The sequence below is a fragment of the Neobacillus sp. YX16 genome (assembly GCF_030123505.1).
Lineage (GTDB): Bacteria > Bacillota > Bacilli > Bacillales > Cytobacillaceae > Neobacillus.
Genome location: NZ_CP126115.1, coordinates 3,637,836 through 3,662,033 on the forward strand (window position 1 = coordinate 3,637,836; position 24,198 = coordinate 3,662,033).

Consider the following 24,198-nt stretch of genomic DNA (forward strand, 5'->3'; position numbering starts at 1 on the left):
TTTATTAATAGAGTTTACTTTTTTACCCACTTTTACTGAGGGACGGCAACCATGTCGCAATTTCTGGGAATATCATGATACATATAACCGCAATAACTTCGATAACGACAATAGAAATTACTGCTTTATAAATATCAGTTGTCTTCACATCTCCAGGTAGAACCCCCTTCATTACGAAGAGCAAGAGACCAAATGGGGGTGTAACATTCCCTAATCCTAAACAAATTAGCATTAAAGTACAGAACCAAATCAAATCGAACTCTAATGCTGTAACGACAGGAATATATAGTGGAATTGTAATCATCATAATCGAAATCGGTTCGATAAACATTCCCAATATGAGGACAATTATGAGCATTAATATAATGATCACAATTGGTGCCGTGTCCACCGTCATGGCGATGTCTACTAGTTCTCTTGTCGCACCAGTATAGGATAGTAATTGACTAAACCCTGCTGAACCAGCAATGATTAGTAAGATCATACTTGTAACTCTAACCGTTCCCAATAACGATTTGATAAGAACTTTAAAAGAAAAGCGGCGATAAACGAACATTAAAATTATCGATCCTAACACTCCAGTCGCCGCTGATTCAGTTGGTGTAACTAGTCCAAACATAATCAAACCGAGAACCATAAAAATAAGCGATGACATTGGAATAATATAAACGAACAATGCATTAGATTTTTCTTTCCAATCAGATTTACCATAATCGTAATTTGGTGCCAATGCTGGGTTTATACAACTGATCGTTATATAATATATCACTAAGATTACGGCAATAACTATACCGGGGACAACGCCGGCGATTAATAAATCACCTACAGGAACTCTTGCCGTACTTCCTAATAAGACCCCCAATGTACTTGGCGGAATGATAGGCCCTAATGTCCCCGCAGCGACAATGGGGCCAACGATCATTGCTAGATGATAGCCACGTCTTCTCATCTCCGGAGCTAATGTTGACCCTAACATCGCTGAATCTGATACTGCTGAACCACTCATCGTTGAGAGAATCGTTCCTGTTCCAATTGCCAGAATACTTAAACGTCCAGGAACTTTCCCTATTAATTTCGAAAAGGCATCTAATAGTGTCATAACTATACCAGAATGAAATAATAACTCACCCATCAAAACAAATAACGGTACCGGTGTTAGGGAAAACTTAGAGAGCGCATCAAACGTACTACCTACCAACGTGTTTATTCCTGAATTAAATCCTACAAAAATCGTTGTCACAATTATATTAACGCTAAAAAACGCAAAAGCGACAGGGAAGCCACTGAAAATAAAGAGTAGCAATAGAAAAAAGAATAAAAGAATTACATAATACCATTCCACTTTAAATCCCCTCCTTGGCGAAAATTCACTTTAACCATCAATTGGAAGTTCTTCATCACTATGTGCAGCAAAGTAACTGTCCGCCTCCTTCGTAAATTGAATAATCAATATGAATAAATACCTAAGTATAAGGAACAGAAATCCAACCGGAATGGGGGCAACCAACGCAAATTTAGGCCATGGTACATTTGCAAGCATGACAGTTCCTCTTAGTAAATAGTCGATCGTACTTTGTAAACTAAACCAAAATAAAATAATCATAGATATAATTGAGACAGCAGCTATGATTATTGTATTGATTCTTTTTGCTCTGCCTATTAAATTTGAAGTAAAGATATCAACATGAACATGGGCATTTTTTCGAAGCACCCACGGAGCGGATAAAAAAACACAATATAGCATCACATAGCCCGAAAAATCATTTGTCCACAATGCGGAAGTTTGAAAAAATTCCCTACTGATAACCCCATATAGAACACTAAGAAAAACGAGCACTAAATATACTAAGGCAATTACTAATAAAACATTCTCTAAAAAAGATAGGACTTTATCTATTTGTCTTAATCGATTACCCATTGCTGGTGATTGTGTTTCCATTGTCGCTCACTCCTTGCCGTTCAAGATAATTTTCACTTTCTAGCCTGTTCCATAAAGGAAAGGATGGTCCCAAAAGAAGATATATCGTTTTTTTGGGACGCAACCTACAATCATTATTTTCTAAAATACTTAGCTAATTGCTCAGGATCACTGACTCTTTCAGATAACCATTTCCACGATGCTTTTAGTGCTTGTTGAACATATGCTTCACCGTCCGTTAATTCAACAATCTCAGCACCCTTCGATTCGAGTAATTCATTCTCTTCTTGTATAAGTTTCTCAACGTCTTTTTGCATCTCATTATAAGCATGAATTGTTGCATCGGTGATTATCGTTTGTATATCTTCCGGTAAGCTGTTCCATGTATCTAGATTTGCTAATATCAAATTGTCAGTTCTATTAAACACTGGGTACATTTTTTTCGTTACTAAATCTGTAACACCTAACGTTTCGGTGGAAGGATCAGAATAAGCAAAACCATCGATTATTCCTTTCTCCAAGCCACTGAAAATTTCTTCACCTGCCATCGAAATAGCATCTGCTCCTAAGCTTTCCACGAATGGCAAATACGTACCTGTTCCTCTAATTCTTAATCCCTTAAAATTAGCAATCGATTCAATTTTTTTGTCACCTGTAAAATAAAACGTATATTTTTGCATTCCTGAGCGCCCGACTAACTTAGCATTCAACGCCTGTTCATGAAGTGAACTTAAATATTCTATACTGCCGCGTTCAATTTCTTCTTCATAAGTGAGCTCACTGAAATTAGCGACAAGTGCCTCTGGTACTAATTCGGCATAATAGGAGGTAGGGAGCCAAGCCATATCAACAGTTCCATTCTGAATAGCCTCACCTTGATTAAATGGTGGAATCGCTTCAGGACCACCAACATATTCAATTCGAATTTTGCCATCACCATGTTCCTTAAGGTACTCTTCAAAATAAGGGAATCCAGCCATTACTGGATTCGATAAATCCATCGCTGTTGAAAGTTTTAGTGTGTACACCTTGTCACTACTTTTTCCACCGGATTGTGTTTCACCGGATTGTGGCTTGCTTCCAGATGAACATCCTGCGATAACGCCAATCAATAACCCGAATAGGGCAATTTTAATGCAAACATTAATTACTTTCTTCATAATATAAACCACCCTCAAGCAAAATTTTTGAAAGCACTTTCAATTTTCTGTTAAAATATTTGTTTCAAAAACAATTAGCCTTTCATTTCTGATCTCCTTGATAGATACATAGAATTTCTTACTTCATTCATAGATTTTTACTCTACTACAACACCAGAAGGTTCCTCATACAGCTTTATTATTGCAGTATGATCTAATTCCCCAAATCCTTTCTGCTGACCTCTAACCACTATTTGTTGAGCAAACTTATTTAATGAAAGCGGAACACCTTTTTCTTTTGCCAAAGAAAGGGCAATATCCATGTCCTTGAGTAATAAATTAGTAGTAAACTTTGGACTGAAGTCTCGTGATAGAATGCTATTAAATTTCACATCAACAACAAAATTTCGGCCTGAGCTAGCGCTTAATACTTCTATCATTTTGTTCGCTTCAATACCAGCTTTTACCCCAAGGGTTACTGCCTCAAAAGAAGCAACCATAATTGTGGCATACAGTAAATTATTGATAGCTTTAAGTGCATGACCCGATCCAATAGGACCGACATAAATTATTTTTTCACCTATAGTTTTAAAAAGTGGCATGATATCATTGAGTCTGTTTTCATGACCACCTACCATTATGCTTAGTTTGCCCACTGCCGCTCCCTCAGTACCACCAGCTACAGGAGCATCTAACAGAGTGATACCTTTTTCACTGAGAATTCCGGCAATTTTTCTTGTGCTAGATGGTTCAGCACTACTTAAATCTACAATGGTTCCACCAGAAGAAAGACCTTCTTGAACGCCACCCTCTCCAAGAATTACTTTTTCGACTATCGCCGAATTTGGTAATGATAGAAAGACAACATCGCTTTTTTCGGCCACTTCTTTTGGTGATAAACAGGCATTTGCACCTAATTCAGACATTGATTTCACTGCTTGCTGATTGATATCATAAACATTTAAAACGATTCCATCATCTTTCACCATATTCTTGGCCATTAAAAAACCTATATTTCCTAAGCCTATAAAACCTACTTTTGTATAAGTCAAACTTAACTCCTCCCGTATAATAAGGACTATGAATTCGATTGCCATCCACTAATTTGGAAGGCTAGCACAAGGACCTGGCCGCTCTTTGGATGGAGGCAGCCCGTCCTTAACCATGTATCTAATGATTAATCATTCAAATTAATCAAGATACTTTTGATTTGTGTATAGCTATTGAGCATACCATCTAAGGAAAACTCATGACCTAAACCACTTTGCTTGTATCCACCATAAGGAAGCCCTGCCATTTGACCTCCGCCACGATTTACTTGGATATATCCTGACTCTATCTTATTTGCCGTTCTTAAAGCGGTTTTTATATCATTTGTCCAAACAAATGCAGTCAGTCCGTAAGAGCTATTATTAGCAGCCTGAATGACCTCAGCCTCATCTTCCCATTTAAAAATCGTTAACACTGGACCAAATATTTCTTCTCGAGCCAATCTTGGATTATGATTTTTTACATAAAAAACGGTAGGCTGTAGATAATATCCTTCCGCTAATGGACCTTCCTTAGGTGGTAGCCCTCCCATTAAAAGCTCGACATCTTGATCATTAATACCCTCTTCAATATATCTGCATATACTTTTAAATTGTTTTTCACTAATAACGCATCCTATATCTGATTCTTCATCTAATGGATTGCCAATTTTAAGTTCTCCTAATTTATTCAGAATCCTCTCAACAAACGAATCAAATATCGAAGTATGAATATATAAACGTGTTCCAGAACTGCATGATTGGCCCTGGCGGCTAAAACGCATTGCTGAAATAACACCCTCGATAACCTTTTCACTATTTGCATCTGGAAATACAATTTGTGGATTTTTACCACCTAATTCAAGCGTAACAGGGATAATCCGGTCAGCAGCTTTGTGCATAATTGTTTTTCCGACCTCAGTTGATCCTGTAAAAGATAATTTCTGTACAAGAGGATGGCTTGCTAATGCATCACCTAATTCCGCCCCAAATCCAGTAAGTACATTCACAACACCTTTAGGTAGATATCGCGCACAAATTTTTGCAAGCTTCAAGACTCCTAGGGGAGCTTCTTTAGCTGCTTTTAAAACAATCGTGTTACCCGTTATGATTGCAGGAGCAATTTTATTTGTTGACAGAAGGAAAGGTGTATTCCAAGGTACAATTGCCCCGACAACCCCATATGGCTCACGTTGTGTATAAGCCATTAAATTATCATCTATAGGTAACATGGAGCCTTTTAACTCACTTGCAATCCCAGCAAAGTAGCGAAAAACTTCAACGGCAATTTTCACTTCTTCTCTTGATTGAGTACCAATTGCATTTCCTGTCTCAGCAGCGATCGTTCTTGCAATATCATCTATTTGTTCTTCCACTGCATCAGCAATCTTATATAGTAGTCTTCCGCGTTCATGTGACGGAACTTCCCGCCAAGACTTAAAAGCTTCATGCGCAGCTTTTACTGCAATATCAACATCCTCTGCAGAAGCTCTAGGTACTTCAGCGATGACAGTGCCTCTTTTAGCTGGGGTTTCCACAGGGTAAACCGCTAAATTTATACTTTCCTTCCCTTCTCCGTTAATTAACATTAATTCTTGTTCAACAGATATGGACTTCATCATTAACACCTTCCTTGTTATTAATGCATTTATTTAATTGGATAACTCGGGATATATTGATGTCGTTTATTGATTTTAGTTATTCTGGTGACTATCAAAAAATTAGAGTATTCAAAAAATTTTAGAGATTCTTCTCTCCTCGGCAATCACCTAACCCATTTCTGAATGTTAACATTGAAAGTAAAATTATTTAATCGGATAGGTAGGTTCTGCAGCTAGTATCCCATCGAAACGCGACTTGATTCTATCAATCGGAAGCGGGTGAGTCACAATATGGGCTTTATTCTTGAGAATACCTTCCACTACATACGTCCCTACATTAGTCGGCTGTATGTATTCATAAGGAGTGGACGCAATGTCGGGGTCAATTCCCATCTCGACTATTTTTTTTATATCAGAAGTTGAAAATGTTTTAGATTTATCAGGATCATAATTTGAAAATCCATCGCTCCACAAATCCACATTGTATTGTGCATCTTTCTGATCATTAAATCTCAGCCGATCACTTGTAACTAGTCTTGTGCGTATTTTCCCTGGATGAAGAAGGGAAACACCTATATCATATGGTTTCAATTCTTCCCTAGCACACTGGGAAAGGCCATCAATGGCCGCCTTTGTGGAAGAATACGCCGCATGCTTTACATTTGTATACAATGTCACCACAGAAGACGTATTCACAATGTGCTTTTCTCCTGGAGTTTTTAACATGTTAGGGACGAAGACCATATGGCCATGCTGCACTCCCCAAAAATTTATATCCATCACCCATTTCCATTCTTCATAGCTGTAGTCCCAATGATTCCTGTACGGACGAAGAGTGACCCCAGCATTATTACAAAGAATCTCGACTGATTTAAATTTATCGTATACCGCTTCTGACAATGCTTTTACATCCTCTAGTTTTGATACATCAACCTGCATTCCAAATGAACCTACACCACATGCCATAACTTCTTCAGCAACAGCCTTAGCAGCTTCTTCCTCAATGTCTGCAATTACCACATTTGCTCCTGCATTCGCTAGGGCAAGGGAAATTGAACGCCCAATGCCGCTACCACCACCAGTTACTACAGCAGTTTTTCCCGCTATTTCTTTCATGGTTATTCTCCTCTTTTCAAGCAATATGGGCTTGTCATTTACTCTATAGTTGAATTACTTTTAACAACGTCTGCACATTCCCTTTTGATGTTCATTAGACGAACTGACGTCCGGTACTATAAAGTTACTATTTCACTTGCTTCCATAACAATAGAAGCTCTCGTAACCTCTCTTGACACTGACCTATCTAGTGCTTCTTGAATAGAACTGAACTCAAACACCCCGTCCATCATTTTAATAAAAGGATATTTGTTAATATTCTTTGAAAGGAATGTTAATGCTTTATCTAAATACCAAGGGTCATACCTAACGATTGGAATAATTTGAATCGACTTCCTCGTTAATAATCCTGGATCAAAATCCGTATATTTACCAGTGGATACATTTCCTATTGTCACGTACTTACCACCGCTGCGAATTAGGTGTATTCCTTCACTAAATGCAGCTGGAACTCCACTTAGTTCAATCCCAAGATCAGCTCCTACTCTATCTGTCAATTCACGAACTGCCTCCGCTCTTTTTTCAACAGTATCATATTGCTTTAAATTAATAACATGATCGGCACCGAATTGTTTTGCCATTTCGAGTCTTGATTCAACCGCATCGATGATAATAACTTTTGCCCCTTTTTCCTTTGCTACTGCTGCAGCATTTAGGCCAAGACCACCTGCACCCTGAATAACAACCGAGTCACCATAAGAAAGGCCGGACTTATCGAGTCCAAAATAAACTTGTGATAGAGCACAATTTGCACTTGCAGCTGCTATATCGGGAACATTATCTGGAACTTTATAAAAATATTGATCAGGATGAACATAATAGTGGCTGCCAAAAGTTCCATGAAAATGTGGAAATTCCTCTGGTCCCTTCCCCCAGAAAGTTAAAGCTTTTTCACAAAGAGGGAAATTCCCACGTCTGCAAAAATTACACTTTCTGCATGTCAAAAAATAGACAGCTGCTATTCTATCTCCTTCATTAATTGGTCTTGCTGCATAATCGGTTGTCACATTTTCACCTAACTTATAGACTGTCCCAACCATCTCATGACCGAGTACACCTTTTTTCTTTGTCGGATGTTCTCCTTTCCAAATATGGAGTTCTGACCCGCATACATTTGTTCTTGATACATTTAGAACAATGGCACCTTTTTCCGGCTCAGGAATTTCATATTCATGAACTTCCATTTTCATAGGTTCAGACATGACTGCAACTTTCCCCTTCACCAAACCACTCCTACTACTATTATTAGATTTACATTCATTCTTCCTATATAATTCTTTGAGTTTGGTCAATCAACCCCTGCGCAAATTCATGAATGAATTTAACTCCGTCCTGATCAAGTGATTCTAATTGTCGTATAAGATTTTGAATCTCTTTAAGTTCATTATAAACTTCTACTATTCTAGCTTTCTCATCTAAATGTTCCCACGTGAGTGGCTTTTGAGGAAACCCAATTGGAAATTCTTCAGTGAAGGTAAGAACAGAGTTATTATTTAACTCAAATGTGACCTCAACTGGCCAGCAAGTATGGTTAAATCTCTTGTCTAAGTCCACATCAGATTCTACAAATATTCTATTTGCTAAATCTAAAATCAAAGTATCCTTCATAGACCGCTCCGTGTATGCAGATAAAGACAACTTTCCTCCATCCAACAAGAATGCAGCTAACGTATACGGAAGACTCATTTGAGCTTCGACAGGACTTTTAGGAAGTCGTTTCTTTTCCAATGGAAAACCAACCATGTCATTTGCAGCAGTTGGATTTTGCACAATAATTTTAGCTATATTCTGGACATCTTCCTTTTCTAAAAATTCCTTCGCAGCGTCTAAGGCTGGGTGAATATGATGACAGCACGGATAATATTTCTGAGCAGTTTCAAAGATTAACGGCCGGTCATACTCTTTCGTTAGAGCGTTTTCATCTATATGATCACTCATGGCATGTAACATACCATGACTACTCTCAAATACATAAGCTGGACCTGTAATACCGGTTTCAGCTAATTGAATTGCCCAAAGGGCATGAACAGCCGCAATTCCTGGGTGAATTCGTTTAATTGGCGATCCATCATCTAGAAATGCCATTATTCCTGAGGCTAAGCTTCCTCCAATTCCCATTGCGTTTTTCATCACAGATTCAGATGCTTTCGTATATGTTCCTTTTGCGATCAAACCACTAAATACTCCTACAGTACTTGTAGGGTGGAAGCCTCTATTATGATGAGATTTATGCGGAAACGGATTTATCGTTCTTCCTAATCGGGCAGCAACTTCATAGCCTTTTATCGTTGCTTCAATAATATCCATCCCATTGTGTACGACATCATCTTCATAATCGCTGAACAAAGCTGCAAAAATAGGGCCCCCAGGATGTACAGCAGAACTACTTAGTGTGTCATCAAAATCAACTGAATGACTTGCTGAACCAAGACAAAGTGCATTAAATTGAGATGCAGTCCATGCTCCCTTACCTTTATGGAGCTGCTCTTTAACTAATGGGAGTTTTGTACCATGTGAAACGTTAATAAACCAGTCATAAAGGACTTTCTTCGAAAAATCAAAGCAGTCATCTGTATCCCATTTCAAAGTTTGTACCTTTTCATATAATTTCGTTGATTCTGCAAGCATAATTTATTCCTCCTTGGTACTTGAGACCATAGGCTACTAGTAAACTTATTTTCTTGTAAATAAAGAGCCATAATTCACTATATTTGATTCGATATTTAATCTCTTAAGAGCTGACCACATACTAACCTGAACAGCTGTTAAGACAGGTATTTGTAACTCTTGTTCTAATTCCTTAATAATGGGAACAGCCTTTAACTGGGTACATGCTATGAATACACCATCAACACTACTTTTTGAGCCTACTTGTAGCCCGGCTCTGTAAATATCCGCTTCTGGTATATCAGCATGTGAATACATATCTAAAACTTCAAAACCATGAAAGCTATCTACTTCAAAGCCCTCTTCATTTAAGTATTTTTTAAGACGTTCATTGTTTGCCTCCACATAAGGGGTAACAACACCAACATTTTTCAACTTACACGCATGCAGGGCTTCAACCATTGCTCCTGCAGTGGTAACGCTTGGGACACTCAATAATGCTTCTAGCTTAGACTCAAACGCCATCGTCCAAACTGCCCCATTTAGAAAGCTTGCACTTGTACAGCCGAAAACACATACATCAGGTTTAAGATCCTTCAACTGCTCCGCTTCAGCTAATGCATTCTTCCCCATCTTCTCAAGTGTTTCAAAAGTACCATGAACTTCAGTTGGTACCCTGGCAGAATGAACTGTTACTCCTTCTGGAGCCAGCCGGTTAAAGTCTGGCTCCAATGTCGTATTCAAAGATGGTACCAAAAGTCCTATTTTTCCTTTATAACCATACATTTTTTACCCCCTCAAATAGTCGCTAATTTTATTTTGGAAGCAATATTCCTTGCTGTTCTTAATCCAAAAACTAAACTAGAAGCTAAGCCACCAACATAACCGTTTGAAGGTCCACCATCTAATCCACCCGTACAAGAGCCAACTGCATATAAATTTGGGAGAGCTTCTTCTTTGTTATTTAAAACCTCACCTTCAGCATTTGTGAGGATTCCCCCCATTGTAAAAGTAATGCCTGGTGCAATTGGAACTGCATAGTATGGAGCACTAGTTATCTTTTTGCGGATATTTTGAGTATCATGTAAAGCATTATGCTGCTCGACAAGGTCCTTAAGATTTTCTACACCAATTTGACTTGATAAATCTTCAATAGAACTAGCTTGAAAGATTTCTCCGCCTCTTTCAACTAAGTCTGGGTTTGGTACTGGCGACCCGTACGGATTATCCTTCGCTTCATGCTCCCATACCAAATCGTCAAATACTGCGTAATAGCTCATGGGATCCGCAGATTTTGCAAGTGCATTACACAGGGCGATCCCATTAGAAAATTGCTCATCAATCAGTTCACCATGACTGTTAACAACGGCTGATACAAGGGACATTTTATCTAAAGGGGGATATGGCCACAAAAGGTCATTTGTTTCTGCATTCCTTGATACAACATGGCCGTAAATTTTGTCCATACCTACTACCTTAGCACCGTTTTTCAGTGCGATTAATAAGGAATCTCCCTGTTGACTTGATTGGCTTCTAAGTACACTTTTTGAAGCATTTGGTCCTACAAAATGGTCTACTAGCCATTTATTTGCTTGGAATCCTCCATCTGCTAAAACAAGATTTTGGGCTTTTTTGGTAGTAACTTGTGAATCTTCATTATTTACAACCTTTACCTCCCAATATCCGTCTGTATTTTCAGCATCGATAATGGATGAATTGTATTCAACAACTCCACCATTTGAAAGGAAGTTAGAATACAAGGTTTGGATCATTTTATCTGGTCCTCTAGTAGGGTCAATTCTTTTACCAGTACCACTATGATGTGGAGCAGTTGCCCATCTCATATAAGGAACATCACTATTCTTAGCATCAATTGAAACCCCTTGGTCAATAAGCCAATCAATTGCATTCTCACATGTATCAGCATATGCTCTAGCTAATTCAGGAACAGCGGTTCCTTCAGTAATATCCATGATAGCTTGATAGATTACGTCTGGCTCATCCTTCATATCCATCCATGCCGGATGTATAAGCCCCCCGGAAATTCTCGCATTATTCTCGCCACAATCATTTCCTCTTTCTACGATTAATACTCTTTCAACTCCCAGCTCTTGGGCATGACGAGCTGCTGTCAATCCGGCAATACCTCCACCCATTACAACTACATCCCACATATGGTTTCTCATCTTATATCCACTCCCTGAAAAGATTAATAGATTCGTGCTTTGTGACTGAGGATATTACCTTATTCTTCTCCCGGTGGGATTTCTTCATAAAGGGTTCGTGTCCAATCAGTTATGTTATCTCTCCATTTTCCCCATCCCCATATTGCCTTATATTCCTCTGATTGTAGAACTTCTAAACTATCAATCTCCCAAGTTGCCATATATTTAACTGCTTTATCTAAACCAACTGCTCTCCACCTCTTTACATTCCTAAATCCAGGTACTCCTAACAATGCATCTCTCTTCCAAGTGCTATACCACTTATTCCATTCTTCCTCAGTCTCCGGATCATTAAAGTTACAACGTACAACATATAATACGCTCACAATTCTTCCTCCCTTAAATTAGATTGTTTTTTTAACATTCCTACTATTCAGATAATTAACTTCAGCCAAGGTTTCTACTATTTACTATTTCTCTTATTGAACTGGATTAGACTGTGCTAGTTTTTCCTTGATGTTATTACGAAGAACAAATTTTTGTACCTTTCCGCTTGCTGTTCTTGGTAATTCATCAGTAAGCTCTAAGCGCTCAGGTAATTTTTGCTTGGCAATCCCGTGGGCCAATAAATAATGAACCATTTCTTCAAAAGTAACTTTACCTGAATTAGGAACGATATAAGCACATGCTCTTTCCCCAAGTCGTTCATCTGGCATGGCAACAATAGCCACATCGCTTACCTTTTCCCATTTAAATAATAGGTTTTCGATTTCTGAGATAGGAATATTTTCACCGCCACGAATGATGATATCCTTTGTTCTTCCTGTGATCGCAATAAATCCCTTTTCATCGGCCGTTGCTCGATCACCTGTATCGAACCACATATCCCCTTGAAAGCTTTCAGCCGTTTTCTCTGGACGTTTATAGTAACCAATAAATAACCCTCCTCCTTTAATTTGGAGGTTTCCTTCAACACCTGCTGGTACAGCCAAATCATTTTCATCAATAATTCTCACTTGGGCCCCATTCACTTGTCTTCCGTCAGTAACGAAACCACTTTCTGGATCTGAAGGTGAAACGGCCAGCGCTATTCCATACTCTGTCATCCCCCATGCAGGCGCCACAACACAATTTAAGTTTTTGGCACAAACACTGACCATATGTCTTGGGATTGGAGCGCCTGGAATACAGACTAATTTCAATGTTTCAGGTCTTCTTGTCTCAATATCATTAAGCTTTGCCACATCATGCAGGAATGGATAAGCAGCAACCATTGTTGAGATTTGATCCTTGTGCATAATATTTAATGCTCTTTCGGCATTCCATGTATCCAAATAAACGATCGTTCCCTCAAGCATGACCGTCATCAGGGTCCCCCAAAGGAAGCCTGTTTGATGTCCTACTGGTGATACAACCAAATTTTTCACACCCTTTGATAAGTCCATGTGGTTTACAAAACTTCGCACAGTAGCTTCTATCGTATTATGGGTATGCATCACTCCTTTTGGTTCACCAGTTGTACCTGAGGTAAATGCAAGCTGTGCTAGCTGATTTGAATGAAGGGTGGTATTACTTGGTTGGATCACTTTATCAGATTTAAAATTTAATATTTTACGGAAATTTATAATGTCATCTTCCTCATCATTATCTTCAAGCAAATCTGTAACAACAATGATCTTCTCTAAGGCTGGTAAAGAAGGTTTTAGTTCCATGAACATATCAAGATAGTTAAAATTACGATATATATCTGGTATAACCACAACTTTTGATTCTGTCATTTTTAAAATATAGGATACTTCTTTTTGTCTATAAATTGGTGTTAAACCATTGATTACTGCCCCAATTTTCAAGGTAGCAAAACTAACGACTGCAAACTCCCACCAGTTGGGCAGCTGCACGGATACGACATCCCCAGATTTTACACCCAACTTTGTAAATGCAGCAGCTGTATTATTAACCTTCTCCAAAAGCTCACCATATGTCACTTCGGTTCTATCTCCGCTTTGTTCCTTATATGTAACGATAGCAACTTGATCTGGTTTTTTTGAAGCGGTATCCTCTAACAATGAATAAAGGTCAATATTATTCCAAATTCCTTTTTTAACAAAATCCTCGATAATTTCATGAGTAAGATAGCTTCCTTCTGGAAACATTTTCTTCACCCCTTTCGCAATATTAATTTGATGTTTCTCCCCCGTCGATTGCAAGTACCTGACCAGTCATATAATCGGAGCCTTCTGATGATAGGTAAACAATCAATGGACCTAATTCATCTGGTTTCCCGATTCTTCGTAACGGAATTCTTTTCAAAATCTTGTTTGTAATTTCTTCATTCTGGAAAACCTCATCGTTCATGGATGTATGGAAATATCCAGGGCAAATGACGTTTACATTGATTTTGTATCTTGCCCATTCAATGGCCAACATCCTAGTAAATTGAACAACCCCACCTTTACTAGTTCCATAAGCGGCCAGGTTGGGGGTACCAACTAAGCCATCATACGATCCGATGTTAATGATTTTTCCATTCTTATTCGTTACCATGATTTCACCAAGAATGCGTGTAAGCTTCATCATTCCAAGCAGGTTTGTATTCATGATTGTGTCAATTTCATCGTCACTTGTCTGAAGAAAAGGCTTATCAATAACGATACCTGCATTATTCACTAAAATATCAAGTGTTCCGAATCTTGTTATAATAAATTCCTTTAGTTTAAGTACCTCGTCTGGGTTTGTTATATCACAAACAAATGACGTAACTGTACTGCCGTATTGTGAAAGCTCATCTGCAGTTTTAGATAAAGTTCTTTCGTCCCTGCCAGTTATGACAACGTTTGCATTTGATTGTACTAAAGCTAATGCTGACGCTTTTCCCAGCCCTCTGCTAGCTCCTGTTACAATGGCTGTCTTCCCTTTTAAATCAAAAGCCTTTAACATCTTTTACCTCCCTAAGTGCACTTTCACTAACTTACATCACATTTACCATTACACCATTGTTACGTAGTTACTATTTTTCTTAAGTATTCTTCCGATAACAAGCTTTTGAATTTGACTTGTTCCATCATATATCTGGGTAATTTTTGCATCCCTCATCATACGTTCAACATGGTTCTCTATGACATATCCATGTCCACCTAGTATTTGGACTGCATCGTTTGTAATTCTACCAGCAAGCTCAGAACAATATAGTTTCGCTAGGGATGCTTCTAAACTAAAATCCTTTTTACCTTGGTCAATTGCAGCTGCGATTTGATATAATAAACTTCTTGCTGCAGATATTTCAGTATACATATCAACTAACATAAATTGAATGGCTTGATGATCATAAATTGGCTTTTTAAACTGTTTTCTTTCCTGTGCATATTGGAAGGCTATATCATATGCACCCTGTGCAATTCCCAAAGCCTGGGCTGCCGTACTGATACGGGTATAGTCAAATACCTGCATTAACATTTTAAAACCTTCGCCTTCTTCTCCAATTCTGTTCTCTTCAGGAATCAAACAATCTTCAAAGAATAGGGAAGCTGTACTTGAGCCACGGATACCCATTTTTTTCTCAAGGTTACCAACTTTAAATCCAGGAGTGCCTTTTTCTACAAGAAAAGCACTTAACCCATTATGACCATCACAAGTTTTTGCAAATACAGTAACGATTTCCGCCTTATCTCCAGTTGTGATAAATATCTTGCTTCCGTTTAAGATATAACCTTCAGTAGTCCTCCGTGCAGTCGTTTTCATACTTGTCACATCAGATCCCGCATCAGGTTCGGTTACAGCGAACGCAGCCAGCTTCGAACCATCCGCTGCAACTGGAAGATATCGTTGTTTTTGTTCCTTTGTCCCAAAAAGACTAACCGGCAATAAACCGTGTGTTTGCGTAAAATAAACAACCGCTGTTGCTGCACACCATTTTGCAATTTCTTCTATCGTTAAGACGTAAGCAAGTTTTGAACCATTAATTCCGCCATATTCCTCTGGTGCCAGGATACCCATTAATCCTGCTTCGGAAAGCTTTTCGATTTGCTTCCAAGGAAAACGGCTATTTTCATCAGTTTCGATTGCATATGGTGCAATGTGTTTTTCAACAATGGCTTTTACTGTTTGACGAATCATCTTTTCCTCATCACTTAACAGAAAATCTGAAAAATTCATGACTGTTCTCCTTTCTAGTGACACATTCAATTTTCGGGATTTTAAGGGTATTATTTGACCTGTTGATTTAAATTTTCTTCATACAATTCAATAACTCCGATTTTCTCTAATTCTTTTAATCTATATTCAGGCACTCCAAGGTCCGTCAACACTTCGTTCGTGTTCTGCCCTAATAAAGGAGATGGTTTAATTTCTACTTTGTCGCCATTGATTGCGATAGGTGAGCCAACAATTTTCACATTTCCTGCAACAGGGTGGTTCATTCCGATGATCATTTCACGTGCTAATGCTTGTGGTAATTGAACCACATCACTTACTTTCAAAATTGCGGCTGCTGGAATTTTCATCTCGCTAAACTTTTGCAGCCAATACTTTGACTCATGTTGGATTAAGATTTGTTCCACGAAATCTATTAAATTCGATTGATTTTCTTTTCTTTTTTCATTTGTGCAATAATCTGGATTATCAATTAACTCCGGTTGATTGATTGCCGTACAAAAACGCTTCCAAATCCCAGATGTTCCTGTTGCTACCACAATATCTTCATCTGCGGTTCGTAATGCCTGATAAATAGTAATGACTGAATCAGTACCGCCGCTGCGGATTGGTTCCTCACCCGAAGCCAAATAACTTGTAATTCTTGGAGCCATTAAAGCAAGATCTGTATCGAGCAGCGCTGTATCAATGAATAAACCTTCACCAGTTATCGTACGTTGAAATAATCCTGAAACAATACCATAGGCAGAAATCATGCCGGTAACAATATCCGTGATCGCTGTTCCAACTCGCTGAGGTCTTCCATTAGATTCACCTGTAACAGACATAAGACCTGACATTGCCTGAGCAATCAAATCATAACCTGGTTCATTTTTCAAAGGCCCTGTATGACCGTATCCGGAAATAGCGCAATAGACAATTTGATCATTAATTTTTTTTACTTGTTCATATGCCAAACCAAATTTTGGGATAGAAGATGGTTTTAGATTTTCAATAAATACGTCTGCATCTTTTAGTAAGTCGTCTAACAGCTCTTTTCCTTCAGGCTTAAAAATATCAATCGCGACACTTTTCTTATTACGATTTACGCTCAAGAACCATGCAGATTCGTTTTTGATAAAGGGAGGCCCCCACGTTCTGCAGGGATCCCCTTCACCAGGTTTTTCTATTTTTATTACTTCGGCTCCCATATCGGCTAATAGCATGGAACAATACGGTCCGGCATAGGCTGAAGAAATGTCAATTACCTTAATTCCTTTTAATGGCTGGGCTCTCATGAAATCCCCCCTATTGCCTAAACTGGAAAAAATTAGGTTTTCTCTTCTCTTTAAAAGCATTGGTACCTTCAATAAATTGTTCTGATCCCCAAATATTTTCTAAAATGGCTCCACCGTGTGTTAAAGAAGCATATAAGAAATCAGATTCATAATTTAATGACAACTTTGCATAGGCAATTGATTGCGGGGCTTTTTCAAGAATCTTATTTGCAAATTCAAGAGCTGCTTCCATTAATTCCTCATGTGGAACAACTTTATTAATCCAGCCCATTTGTAAAGCTTCGTGAGCCGTATATTGGTCACATAACATTACAATTTCTCTCGCTCGTTTATCGCCAACTAGACGCGGCAGAAGCTGAGTGGCTCCCCATAATGGACAACCGCCAATTTTTGGTCCCGCTTGACCAAGGATTGCCTTATCAGAAGCGATACTTAGGTCACAGAAAAGATTCAGCTCATTACCTCCACCAACGGTATAGCCATTAATCGCCGCAATAATTGGCTTTGAAATACCACGCATTAACATGGCGAGCTCAACTAGCTTTCTGTTCCATTCTCTTCCTGTGTTACGGTCCAGCGTACTTAAAACTGAAATATCTCCACCGCAGCAAAACGCTTTTCCATTTCCAGTTAATATGACAACACCAATTGTCGGATCTTTATCTGCATCTTCAAACGCTTGAGATAATTCTGCGATAGTTTCAAATCGGAACACATTTAGCACATTGGGGCGGTTTAAGGTTAAGGTTGCTACTCCACTCTCTTTTTGATAAAGGATGTCAGTAAATTCCATTATTAAATTCCTCCTAAATGGTGATTGTTATATACTTAACTCTTTTTCGGCTTCTAAAATCATCTTTAAATGAGCTAACCTTCTCTTTCCACTTAAAAATTCTAATTTTCGTAATTGTAATGGGTCAATTTTTCCCCTTAATAGGTATAACTCCTCTTCTGTTGGCGGAGTGGTTTCGGTAACTGAATCAGCTATAGTAAATGAAAAACCGGTATTTTCTTCTACTTCTTTCATTGAACTTGTGGGATGGACAGAAATTAATTCAGCTGTTCCTTTTGAAAAATCAAAAATACATTTATCTGTAATAAGCTCCTGGGGACCCCTTTTTACCTTACCCATTCGGTTTAGCTCATTTACTTTTTCCCCATACCCCACACTGCTGCAAAAATCCAGATTTTCTATTAGACTTCGTCTATCATGATTGGTCACATAGTAATAGATATTATGGTTAAAGCTAGCAACATCACCAATGCCAGCACTTCCAGGCAGCCTTACCTTAGGGTTTTCATATTCACCAATAGCGACATTATTGGTATTGCCAAATTGATCAATTTGTGCAGGTCTCATAAACTCTTTAGGGAAAAGAGACGGTACAATCTCAACATGCATTTGTGGCATCGAAATATAACGCAAGGCATTCTCCATAGTGTTATTTTCCACATTTGATAGTGAAAGTTTTCCAGTATTCTGCGAAATGGTGTTACCAACTGTATACATAAATTGAACGTTTGGGGAATGAAGTTGCTTGGCAAGTAAAAATGCGCTAAAAACTAATGGCGTTCCCATCCCCTGCACGACAAAATCATCATCATTTATTTGCCTTGAGATATAACAAACCAGTAATTCATCTATTGTCCAATTTGTGCTCATAAGTTCTCTGTCAACTCCTCCTTTTGGTAAGATTCCGACATCAGTTCTTCAATAAAGGTCTTACTCGTATTGCTTTCTACTGATTCTATATAATCAATAAACCATTTCGCATCTAAACCATACTTGGGGTAACATGATGTTGGCCAAGATCCACAAGGAGCTTCTACAACGACATCAACCATTTTCCCAATGATATATGTTTCACCTGGAGGCAGCTCATGTGATTCTACTATTTTTTCAGTGGTGACAATCGTTAAGTCGGCAAGCTGGGCAATTTCTGCGTCAATACATCTGTTACCCGAAACGATACTATTCCCTTGAGTGTCAGACATCTCGGTATGAATGATAGCTACCTTCGGCCTCCAAGGAGGGATAGCTGGATATTCTTCATTTGTATAGGGACATGTAATGGTCGCTATATCCCGACGAACTTTTAAAAGATCTGTGCCTATTAAAGCTCTTGCCGTCATAAAACCTACTCCTTGAAGTGCTGCACGAATCCCCATTCCGATTGTCGATTCCGTTTCTTCAATAACACTTAATTCTCCGGATTCCACCTTTTTACGAAACATGGGGGCGAGTCCAAACGTTTCCAATCCAAAATAAGAGGTTCTTACACACTTCGCTAAACCCATTCCTACCAATAAATCAGCCTCTAATCCGAGTGTCCATCCCATCAAAGTAAGCTCCTTTTTCTGCTGCTTAATCAGCTCTAATGCCGCTTTTATCGGTCTTCGATAGATTAGCATGCCACCAAACGCAACGGAATCTCCATTTTGGACAAGAGAAATGGCTTCTGATAAACTTTTAATCTTATTTTTGCGGCTCATACTGTTTGTTTTCCTTATATTGATAAAATCCTCTTCCTGTCTTTCTTCCATGTAATCTCACTTCTTGCATCCTATTAAGAATTGGAGGAACAGTATACTTCGTTTCAGGAATTTCATGATAAATGGCTTGTGCACTGCTAATATATTGATCAATGCCTATGTCATCTAATAATTGCAGGGGTCCAATCGGATACCCTAGACCAAGTTTCACTGAATTATCAATATCAATGCCGGTTGCAATATTATCATCAAATACTTGTGCTGCTTGATTTAAATATGGAATTAGCAAACGGTTTGCCAATAACCCAGGTCGATCCTTTACGGTTACAGGTACAAACTGAGCTTTCTCTAAAAAAGTAGAAACAATTGTTGGAAATTCATTATTGGTATCGATTTCTGGTTGTATAATTTCAACGAGGTCCGTTTGATGTGCAAGTCTGAAGAAGTGGAGGCCGATAAAACGTGATGGATTGTTCAAATGTTGTAAAATTTCTGAGGTACTCCTATAAACACTGAAAGCTGCCAAGATTGTTTGAGGTAATAGATTTGATTCAATAGACTTAAGTCTTTCAATGATGTGTTCACCTTCATATGTATCGATAACCAGATCAAAAGACTTTAAATCATATAGACTCCTATCTTCATAGGATAATAGCGCTATTTGTTGAATACGGTCATTTCGTTCAAATTTGGTCCTGAGTTCATTTGTTCTGGACTTTTCACCAATAATTGCAATGCTTTGAAGACTCATTTTCACCACTCCCTTTTGTTAAAATTAGCTCCCAAATACTCCGACCTTTTCATATTGATAGAAACCGCGGCCTGTTTTTCTTCCTAGATAACCAGCTTTAATCATTTTTGTAATTAATGGAGGTGGAGCAAATCTAGCATCCTTTAATTGCCTGTATAAACTCATGGAAACTTCATAGTGAATATCCAATCCAACAATATCGAGTAATTCAAATGTTCCCATTGGATACCCAAAACCGGTTTTAATGACTTTATCAATTTCTTCTGGAGTCCCAAGCCCTTGTTCCAATGCACGTACACAATCGTTTTCGAATGGTACAAGGAACAGATTTACTAAAAACCCTGGCGTATCATTTGTTGTTACAACCTCTTTTCCTATCGATTTTGAAAAAGAGACAACGCTTTCGTAAGTTTCCTCGCTGGTTTGTAATGCTTTTGAAATTTCTACTAATTTCATTAGTGGAGCTGGGTTGCAAAAATGGACTCCAATTACTTTGTCCTCTCTACCAGTATTATGTGCCATGGCAGTAACCGATAGCGTTGAAGTATTAGAAATAAAAATTGTTTCTGGCTTACATATATTATTTAAATTTTTAAATAAACTTTGCTTTATATCCACGTCTTCAAATACTGCTTCAACAACATAGTCACAATCTTGAAGATCCTGTAATTTAGTTGTCATTTGAATGTTACCCATATAATCAACCATTTGAGCTTTTGTTAATTTATTCCGCTTTACTCCACCTTCGAAAAAGCTATTTATCCTCTTATAACCTGCATCTATTTTTGAATCATCTAAGTCTTGAACAATAGTTTTGTACCCTGCTCTTGCCATAACTATAGCAATCCCTGAACCCATTGTTCCGCAACCAACTACACCTACTTTTTTATTTACCATTTACTAATTACCTCCTTCATTAAAGTATTAAACTAAATCTAATATTTAATATAAATTGTATCAAATAATAAACTTCATTTCATATTTAAATTTTATAACCCTATCAGACAATTGTCAATATTAAAAATAAATTAATTTTTTTATTTTTCTATATTTTCAAACAATTCATAACCTTGGTAACCCTTTGTATATGAAGAGTCTTAATGAAATAATATTTTGCAAAATAAAAAGGTTATTTATTGGCAATGATGAAAGCCCCGCGTTAGCGTGTACACTTTCATATTAACACCACATAAATAACCATATCTAATACCTATATTCTATTATATATTATGCCTGAAAGGCATGTTTTATAAATTGAAGGAATCGGGCAGTAGTTGGACTGAAAATCTTATGTTTCTTCCAAAGAATTAAAGACCCCGATTTAAATTCAGGATAAAACGGTTTAAAACAAACTGAGTTAAAGTTCATTGAGGCTACGGCACCTTCAAGACATATTGCAGCTCCCAATTCATTTTCTACGAGAAAAACACCATTGAAAATTAAGTTATAGGTTGCAAGAATATGTAATTGATCATAGTCATCAGCAAACCAACTGGCTAGTTCATTTTGTACTAGAGGCCGAATAGGAATGATCAGGGGAATCCCAATGAGATCTTTTGGTTTAATATTTTCTTTCTGAGCAAGAGAAGAAGAAAGGTTCGTGAGAATTCCCCATCGTGACTCTTGCGGCAATCTGGTAAAATTGTATCCCTCAATATTGGCCGGCTCCAATATAAATCCAACATCAAGTATTCCATTATCTATTTTTTCCTTAATAACATCCTCGGTCCCGCTAAAAATGGTATACCTTACCTGAGGGTATTCGGCGTTAAAGGACCTTAACAATTTAGAGAGCACTTCCGATGTAATAGCTTCAACGCTCCCTATGGATATCTCTCCCCCTTCAAGGTTTTGGTGTTCTCTAAATTCTTTCTCTGTTTTATCCGCGATGGCAAGAATTTCTTCTGCCCTCTGAAGCAAAAGCTTACCACCATCCGTTAATGATATTTTTCTCTTTCCTCTTATAAGCAGCTGCATTCCCAACTCTTCTTCCAAATTCGTCAGTTGTCTGCTTAACGTGGGCTGGGTTATATGTAATAAATCAGCCGCATGGGTAATACTTTCGATACGTGCAACTGTCACAAAATACCGAAGTACCCTTAACTCCATTTCCCCACCCCATTCCTTGCAATTTTTAAATTCTTTTTCTTTTCAACATAAAAAATACCCCCTTTGATAATCATATCTAAAGGGGTAAAACGGTGCAACTTTATAATAAACGGCATAACTGTTAACGATACATCTTTTTGGTGAAACATCCATTCTTCATTATTTATTGGTATCAATTGTTTTTCGAAAAACTGGTTTACGCTTTTCCAAGAAAGCTTTAACACCTTCTTTTTGTTCAATACTTGAGGATGCCACTGAATCAAAAACTTGTTCAAAAGCTAAAGCATGATCCATTGGTAAATCATAACCACGTTCTACTGATTGGAGCAATTGAGAAACTGCAATTTGGCTGTTTTCCAAAATCTCATTTCCCAATTGAAAAGCACCCTCCATAAGGTTTTCCTGAGAATATACATGGTTAACAAGACCCAAAGACAAGGCCTGTTGAGCATCTATTCTTCTTCCTGTAATTAACAACTCCAAAGCTTTACCTTTACCAATAATGCGTGGTAATCTTTGTGTACCACCATAGCCAGGTATCATACCTAATCCAACCTCAGGTAAAGCAAATTTTGCATTGGTACTAGCTAATCTGATTGTACAAGCAAGCGATAATTCTAGTCCTCCCCCTAATGCATAACCATTTATTGCTGCGATGGTAGGTTTTCCTAGAAGCTCCATTTTCCGAAAAATAGTTTGTCCTTTTTCTATTACTTTTTGGGATTGAAAATAATCAACATCAACAAATTCTGTAAGATCTGCTCCAGCACAAAATGCTTTGTTGCCAGATCCAGTAAAAATAATAATGGATGTTTTCGAATCATATTTTACATTAGTAATAACATTGTCTAGCTCTGAAAGCATTTCTTTATTTAGTGCATTTAGAGCTTCTGGACGATTCAAAGTAACAACCATAATATCTTCGTGATTCGTAACTTCTAAATGTTTGTAAATCATTATTTCTCCCAGCCTCCTAAAAATTGAATAATTTCATTCCTATTAATCTTTTAAAATAGCTTATATTTTTATAAATAAATCTTTTCAGATAACTCTTTTGATAATTCCTTTAATTTCTCAGCTAGTATAATATTTGTATTTTGTGAATTTGAATTATGAACTAAAACTGATGTTATGGCCATTTGAACGTTGCCCGATCTATCTAAGATAGGAACAGAAATCCCATCAATTCCAGCAACATGTTCCTCAAAGCTTATAGCATAGCCTTCGGTGCGTATCTTCATTAATTCTTCTTCAAATGCCGATCTATCTGTTATAGTTTTATCTGTAAATGCTATCAAATTAGTTTTATTTATAACCTCTTGCTGCTTTTCGTTGTCCATATAGGCTATAAAAAGTTTCCCGGTGGCACCTGAGGTTAATTTAAATCTCTGACCAAGACTAATTGAGATTCGAAACGGAACTAATGGCTCTTCCTTTTCAATATAGACCCACTCATCGTCAAATTTCTGGACAAGTGCACAGGTACTTTTCGTTATGCTCGCAGCTTGTTTTAAATATTCTTTTACGATGGGCATATAATCAATAAATTCTTCAACTCTTTTGCCTAAAACTACTAAATAAGGACCGAGTGAATAGGTTTTGGTATCGCTATCATAACTTAATAGGTTAATCTCTGTTAGTGTAAGCAATATACGATAACAGGTACTTTTGTTAATATTTAGTTTCTTACTAATTTCAACAAGTGTAGATCGATTATGCCTATAACTGCTTAAGTATCTTATTATCCTCCCCGCTGATACGAGAGAAGGAATAATGTATTTATTTTCTTTTACGGTTTCCACAATCATCCCTCTTTATAAATAATTTGTTTTAATCTGCCCATTT

At 37.7% G+C, this 24,198-nt stretch carries 24 protein-coding genes; all 24 read right to left on the minus strand.

Features of this window, described 5'->3' with window-relative positions; all coding sequences use genetic code 11:
* Window positions 1-22: 22 nt before the first annotated feature.
* The 24 genes from QNH48_RS17675 to QNH48_RS17790 all read right to left on the minus strand — a co-directional run bounded on the left by QNH48_RS17675 (window position 23) and on the right by QNH48_RS17790 (window position 24,155).
* Window positions 23-1,342: a TRAP transporter large permease gene (locus QNH48_RS17675; RefSeq protein ID WP_283951357.1), complete on the minus strand. Its 1,320-nt coding sequence runs from the start codon at window positions 1,340-1,342 to the stop codon at window positions 23-25.
* A 30-nt stretch (window positions 1,343-1,372) separates the two neighbouring features.
* The gene (locus QNH48_RS17680) at window positions 1,373-1,939 is read right to left on the minus strand and encodes a TRAP transporter small permease (protein ID WP_283951358.1); all 567 of its coding nucleotides are present in this window, start codon (window positions 1,937-1,939) and stop codon (window positions 1,373-1,375) included.
* A gap of 113 nt (window positions 1,940-2,052) precedes the next feature.
* Entirely contained in the window at window positions 2,053-3,078 is a 1,026-nt protein-coding gene (gene dctP / locus QNH48_RS17685; protein ID WP_283951359.1) for a TRAP transporter substrate-binding protein DctP, read from the minus strand.
* A 137-nt stretch (window positions 3,079-3,215) separates the two neighbouring features.
* On the minus strand, window positions 3,216-4,109 hold the full coding sequence (locus tag QNH48_RS17690; protein WP_283951360.1) for an NAD(P)-dependent oxidoreductase: 894 nt from the start codon (window positions 4,107-4,109) through the stop codon (window positions 3,216-3,218).
* 125 nt (window positions 4,110-4,234) lie between these two features.
* Window positions 4,235-5,707 carry an aldehyde dehydrogenase family protein gene (locus QNH48_RS17695; protein ID WP_283951361.1) on the minus strand — a complete coding sequence of 491 codons (1,473 nt, stop codon included), beginning with the start codon at window positions 5,705-5,707 and terminating at the stop codon, window positions 4,235-4,237.
* 183 nt (window positions 5,708-5,890) lie between these two features.
* Complete coding sequence (locus tag QNH48_RS17700; RefSeq protein ID WP_283951362.1) at window positions 5,891-6,802, minus strand: SDR family NAD(P)-dependent oxidoreductase; 912 nt, start codon at window positions 6,800-6,802, stop codon at window positions 5,891-5,893.
* Between the two features lie 116 nt (window positions 6,803-6,918).
* A complete protein-coding gene (locus QNH48_RS17705; RefSeq protein ID WP_283951363.1) occupies window positions 6,919-8,025 on the minus strand; it encodes a zinc-binding dehydrogenase in 1,107 nt (368 codons plus the stop codon).
* Between the two features lie 43 nt (window positions 8,026-8,068).
* Window positions 8,069-9,430 (minus strand): MmgE/PrpD family protein, encoded by a 1,362-nt coding sequence (locus QNH48_RS17710; RefSeq protein WP_283951364.1) that lies wholly within the window; start codon window positions 9,428-9,430, stop codon window positions 8,069-8,071.
* Window positions 9,431-9,475: 45 nt separating this feature from the next.
* The gene (locus tag QNH48_RS17715; protein WP_283951365.1) at window positions 9,476-10,195 is read right to left on the minus strand and encodes a maleate cis-trans isomerase family protein; all 720 of its coding nucleotides are present in this window, start codon (window positions 10,193-10,195) and stop codon (window positions 9,476-9,478) included.
* Between the two features lie 11 nt (window positions 10,196-10,206).
* Window positions 10,207-11,595 (minus strand): FAD-dependent oxidoreductase, encoded by a 1,389-nt coding sequence (locus QNH48_RS17720; protein WP_283951366.1) that lies wholly within the window; start codon window positions 11,593-11,595, stop codon window positions 10,207-10,209.
* 59 nt (window positions 11,596-11,654) lie between these two features.
* Window positions 11,655-11,960: a hypothetical protein gene (locus tag QNH48_RS17725; protein WP_283951367.1), complete on the minus strand. Its 306-nt coding sequence runs from the start codon at window positions 11,958-11,960 to the stop codon at window positions 11,655-11,657.
* A 93-nt stretch (window positions 11,961-12,053) separates the two neighbouring features.
* Entirely contained in the window at window positions 12,054-13,727 is a 1,674-nt protein-coding gene (locus QNH48_RS17730) for an AMP-binding protein (protein WP_283951368.1), read from the minus strand.
* Between the two features lie 22 nt (window positions 13,728-13,749).
* On the minus strand, window positions 13,750-14,511 hold the full coding sequence (locus QNH48_RS17735) for an SDR family NAD(P)-dependent oxidoreductase (protein WP_283951369.1): 762 nt from the start codon (window positions 14,509-14,511) through the stop codon (window positions 13,750-13,752).
* A 48-nt stretch (window positions 14,512-14,559) separates the two neighbouring features.
* Complete coding sequence (locus QNH48_RS17740) at window positions 14,560-15,726, minus strand: acyl-CoA dehydrogenase family protein (protein ID WP_283951370.1); 1,167 nt, start codon at window positions 15,724-15,726, stop codon at window positions 14,560-14,562.
* Between the two features lie 50 nt (window positions 15,727-15,776).
* Window positions 15,777-17,000, minus strand: a complete 1,224-nt coding sequence (locus tag QNH48_RS17745) for a CaiB/BaiF CoA transferase family protein (RefSeq protein ID WP_283951371.1) — start codon at window positions 16,998-17,000, stop codon at window positions 15,777-15,779.
* Between the two features lie 10 nt (window positions 17,001-17,010).
* Entirely contained in the window at window positions 17,011-17,793 is a 783-nt protein-coding gene (locus QNH48_RS17750; RefSeq protein WP_283951372.1) for an enoyl-CoA hydratase-related protein, read from the minus strand.
* A gap of 27 nt (window positions 17,794-17,820) precedes the next feature.
* The gene (locus tag QNH48_RS17755) at window positions 17,821-18,663 is read right to left on the minus strand and encodes a CoA-transferase (protein ID WP_283951373.1); all 843 of its coding nucleotides are present in this window, start codon (window positions 18,661-18,663) and stop codon (window positions 17,821-17,823) included.
* Complete coding sequence (locus QNH48_RS17760) at window positions 18,660-19,493, minus strand: CoA transferase subunit A (protein ID WP_283951374.1); 834 nt, start codon at window positions 19,491-19,493, stop codon at window positions 18,660-18,662. Before QNH48_RS17760 ends, QNH48_RS17755 begins: the two co-directional genes overlap by 4 nt.
* Entirely contained in the window at window positions 19,477-20,244 is a 768-nt protein-coding gene (locus QNH48_RS17765; protein ID WP_283951375.1) for a 3-hydroxyacyl-CoA dehydrogenase family protein, read from the minus strand. Before QNH48_RS17765 ends, QNH48_RS17760 begins: the two co-directional genes overlap by 17 nt.
* 24 nt (window positions 20,245-20,268) lie before the next feature.
* Entirely contained in the window at window positions 20,269-21,141 is an 873-nt protein-coding gene (locus QNH48_RS17770) for a 3-hydroxyacyl-CoA dehydrogenase family protein (RefSeq protein WP_283951376.1), read from the minus strand.
* A 330-nt stretch (window positions 21,142-21,471) separates the two neighbouring features.
* Window positions 21,472-22,353, minus strand: a complete 882-nt coding sequence (locus QNH48_RS17775) for a LysR family transcriptional regulator (RefSeq protein ID WP_283951377.1) — start codon at window positions 22,351-22,353, stop codon at window positions 21,472-21,474.
* Window positions 22,344-22,529, minus strand: a complete 186-nt coding sequence (locus tag QNH48_RS17780) for a hypothetical protein (RefSeq protein WP_283955928.1) — start codon at window positions 22,527-22,529, stop codon at window positions 22,344-22,346. Before QNH48_RS17780 ends, QNH48_RS17775 begins: the two co-directional genes overlap by 10 nt.
* Complete coding sequence (locus tag QNH48_RS17785) at window positions 22,513-23,310, minus strand: enoyl-CoA hydratase/isomerase family protein (protein ID WP_283951378.1); 798 nt, start codon at window positions 23,308-23,310, stop codon at window positions 22,513-22,515. Before QNH48_RS17785 ends, QNH48_RS17780 begins: the two co-directional genes overlap by 17 nt.
* Window positions 23,311-23,378: 68 nt before the next feature.
* Window positions 23,379-24,155 carry an IclR family transcriptional regulator gene (locus tag QNH48_RS17790; protein ID WP_283951379.1) on the minus strand — a complete coding sequence of 259 codons (777 nt, stop codon included), beginning with the start codon at window positions 24,153-24,155 and terminating at the stop codon, window positions 23,379-23,381.
* Between the last annotated feature and the right edge of the window lie 43 nt (window positions 24,156-24,198).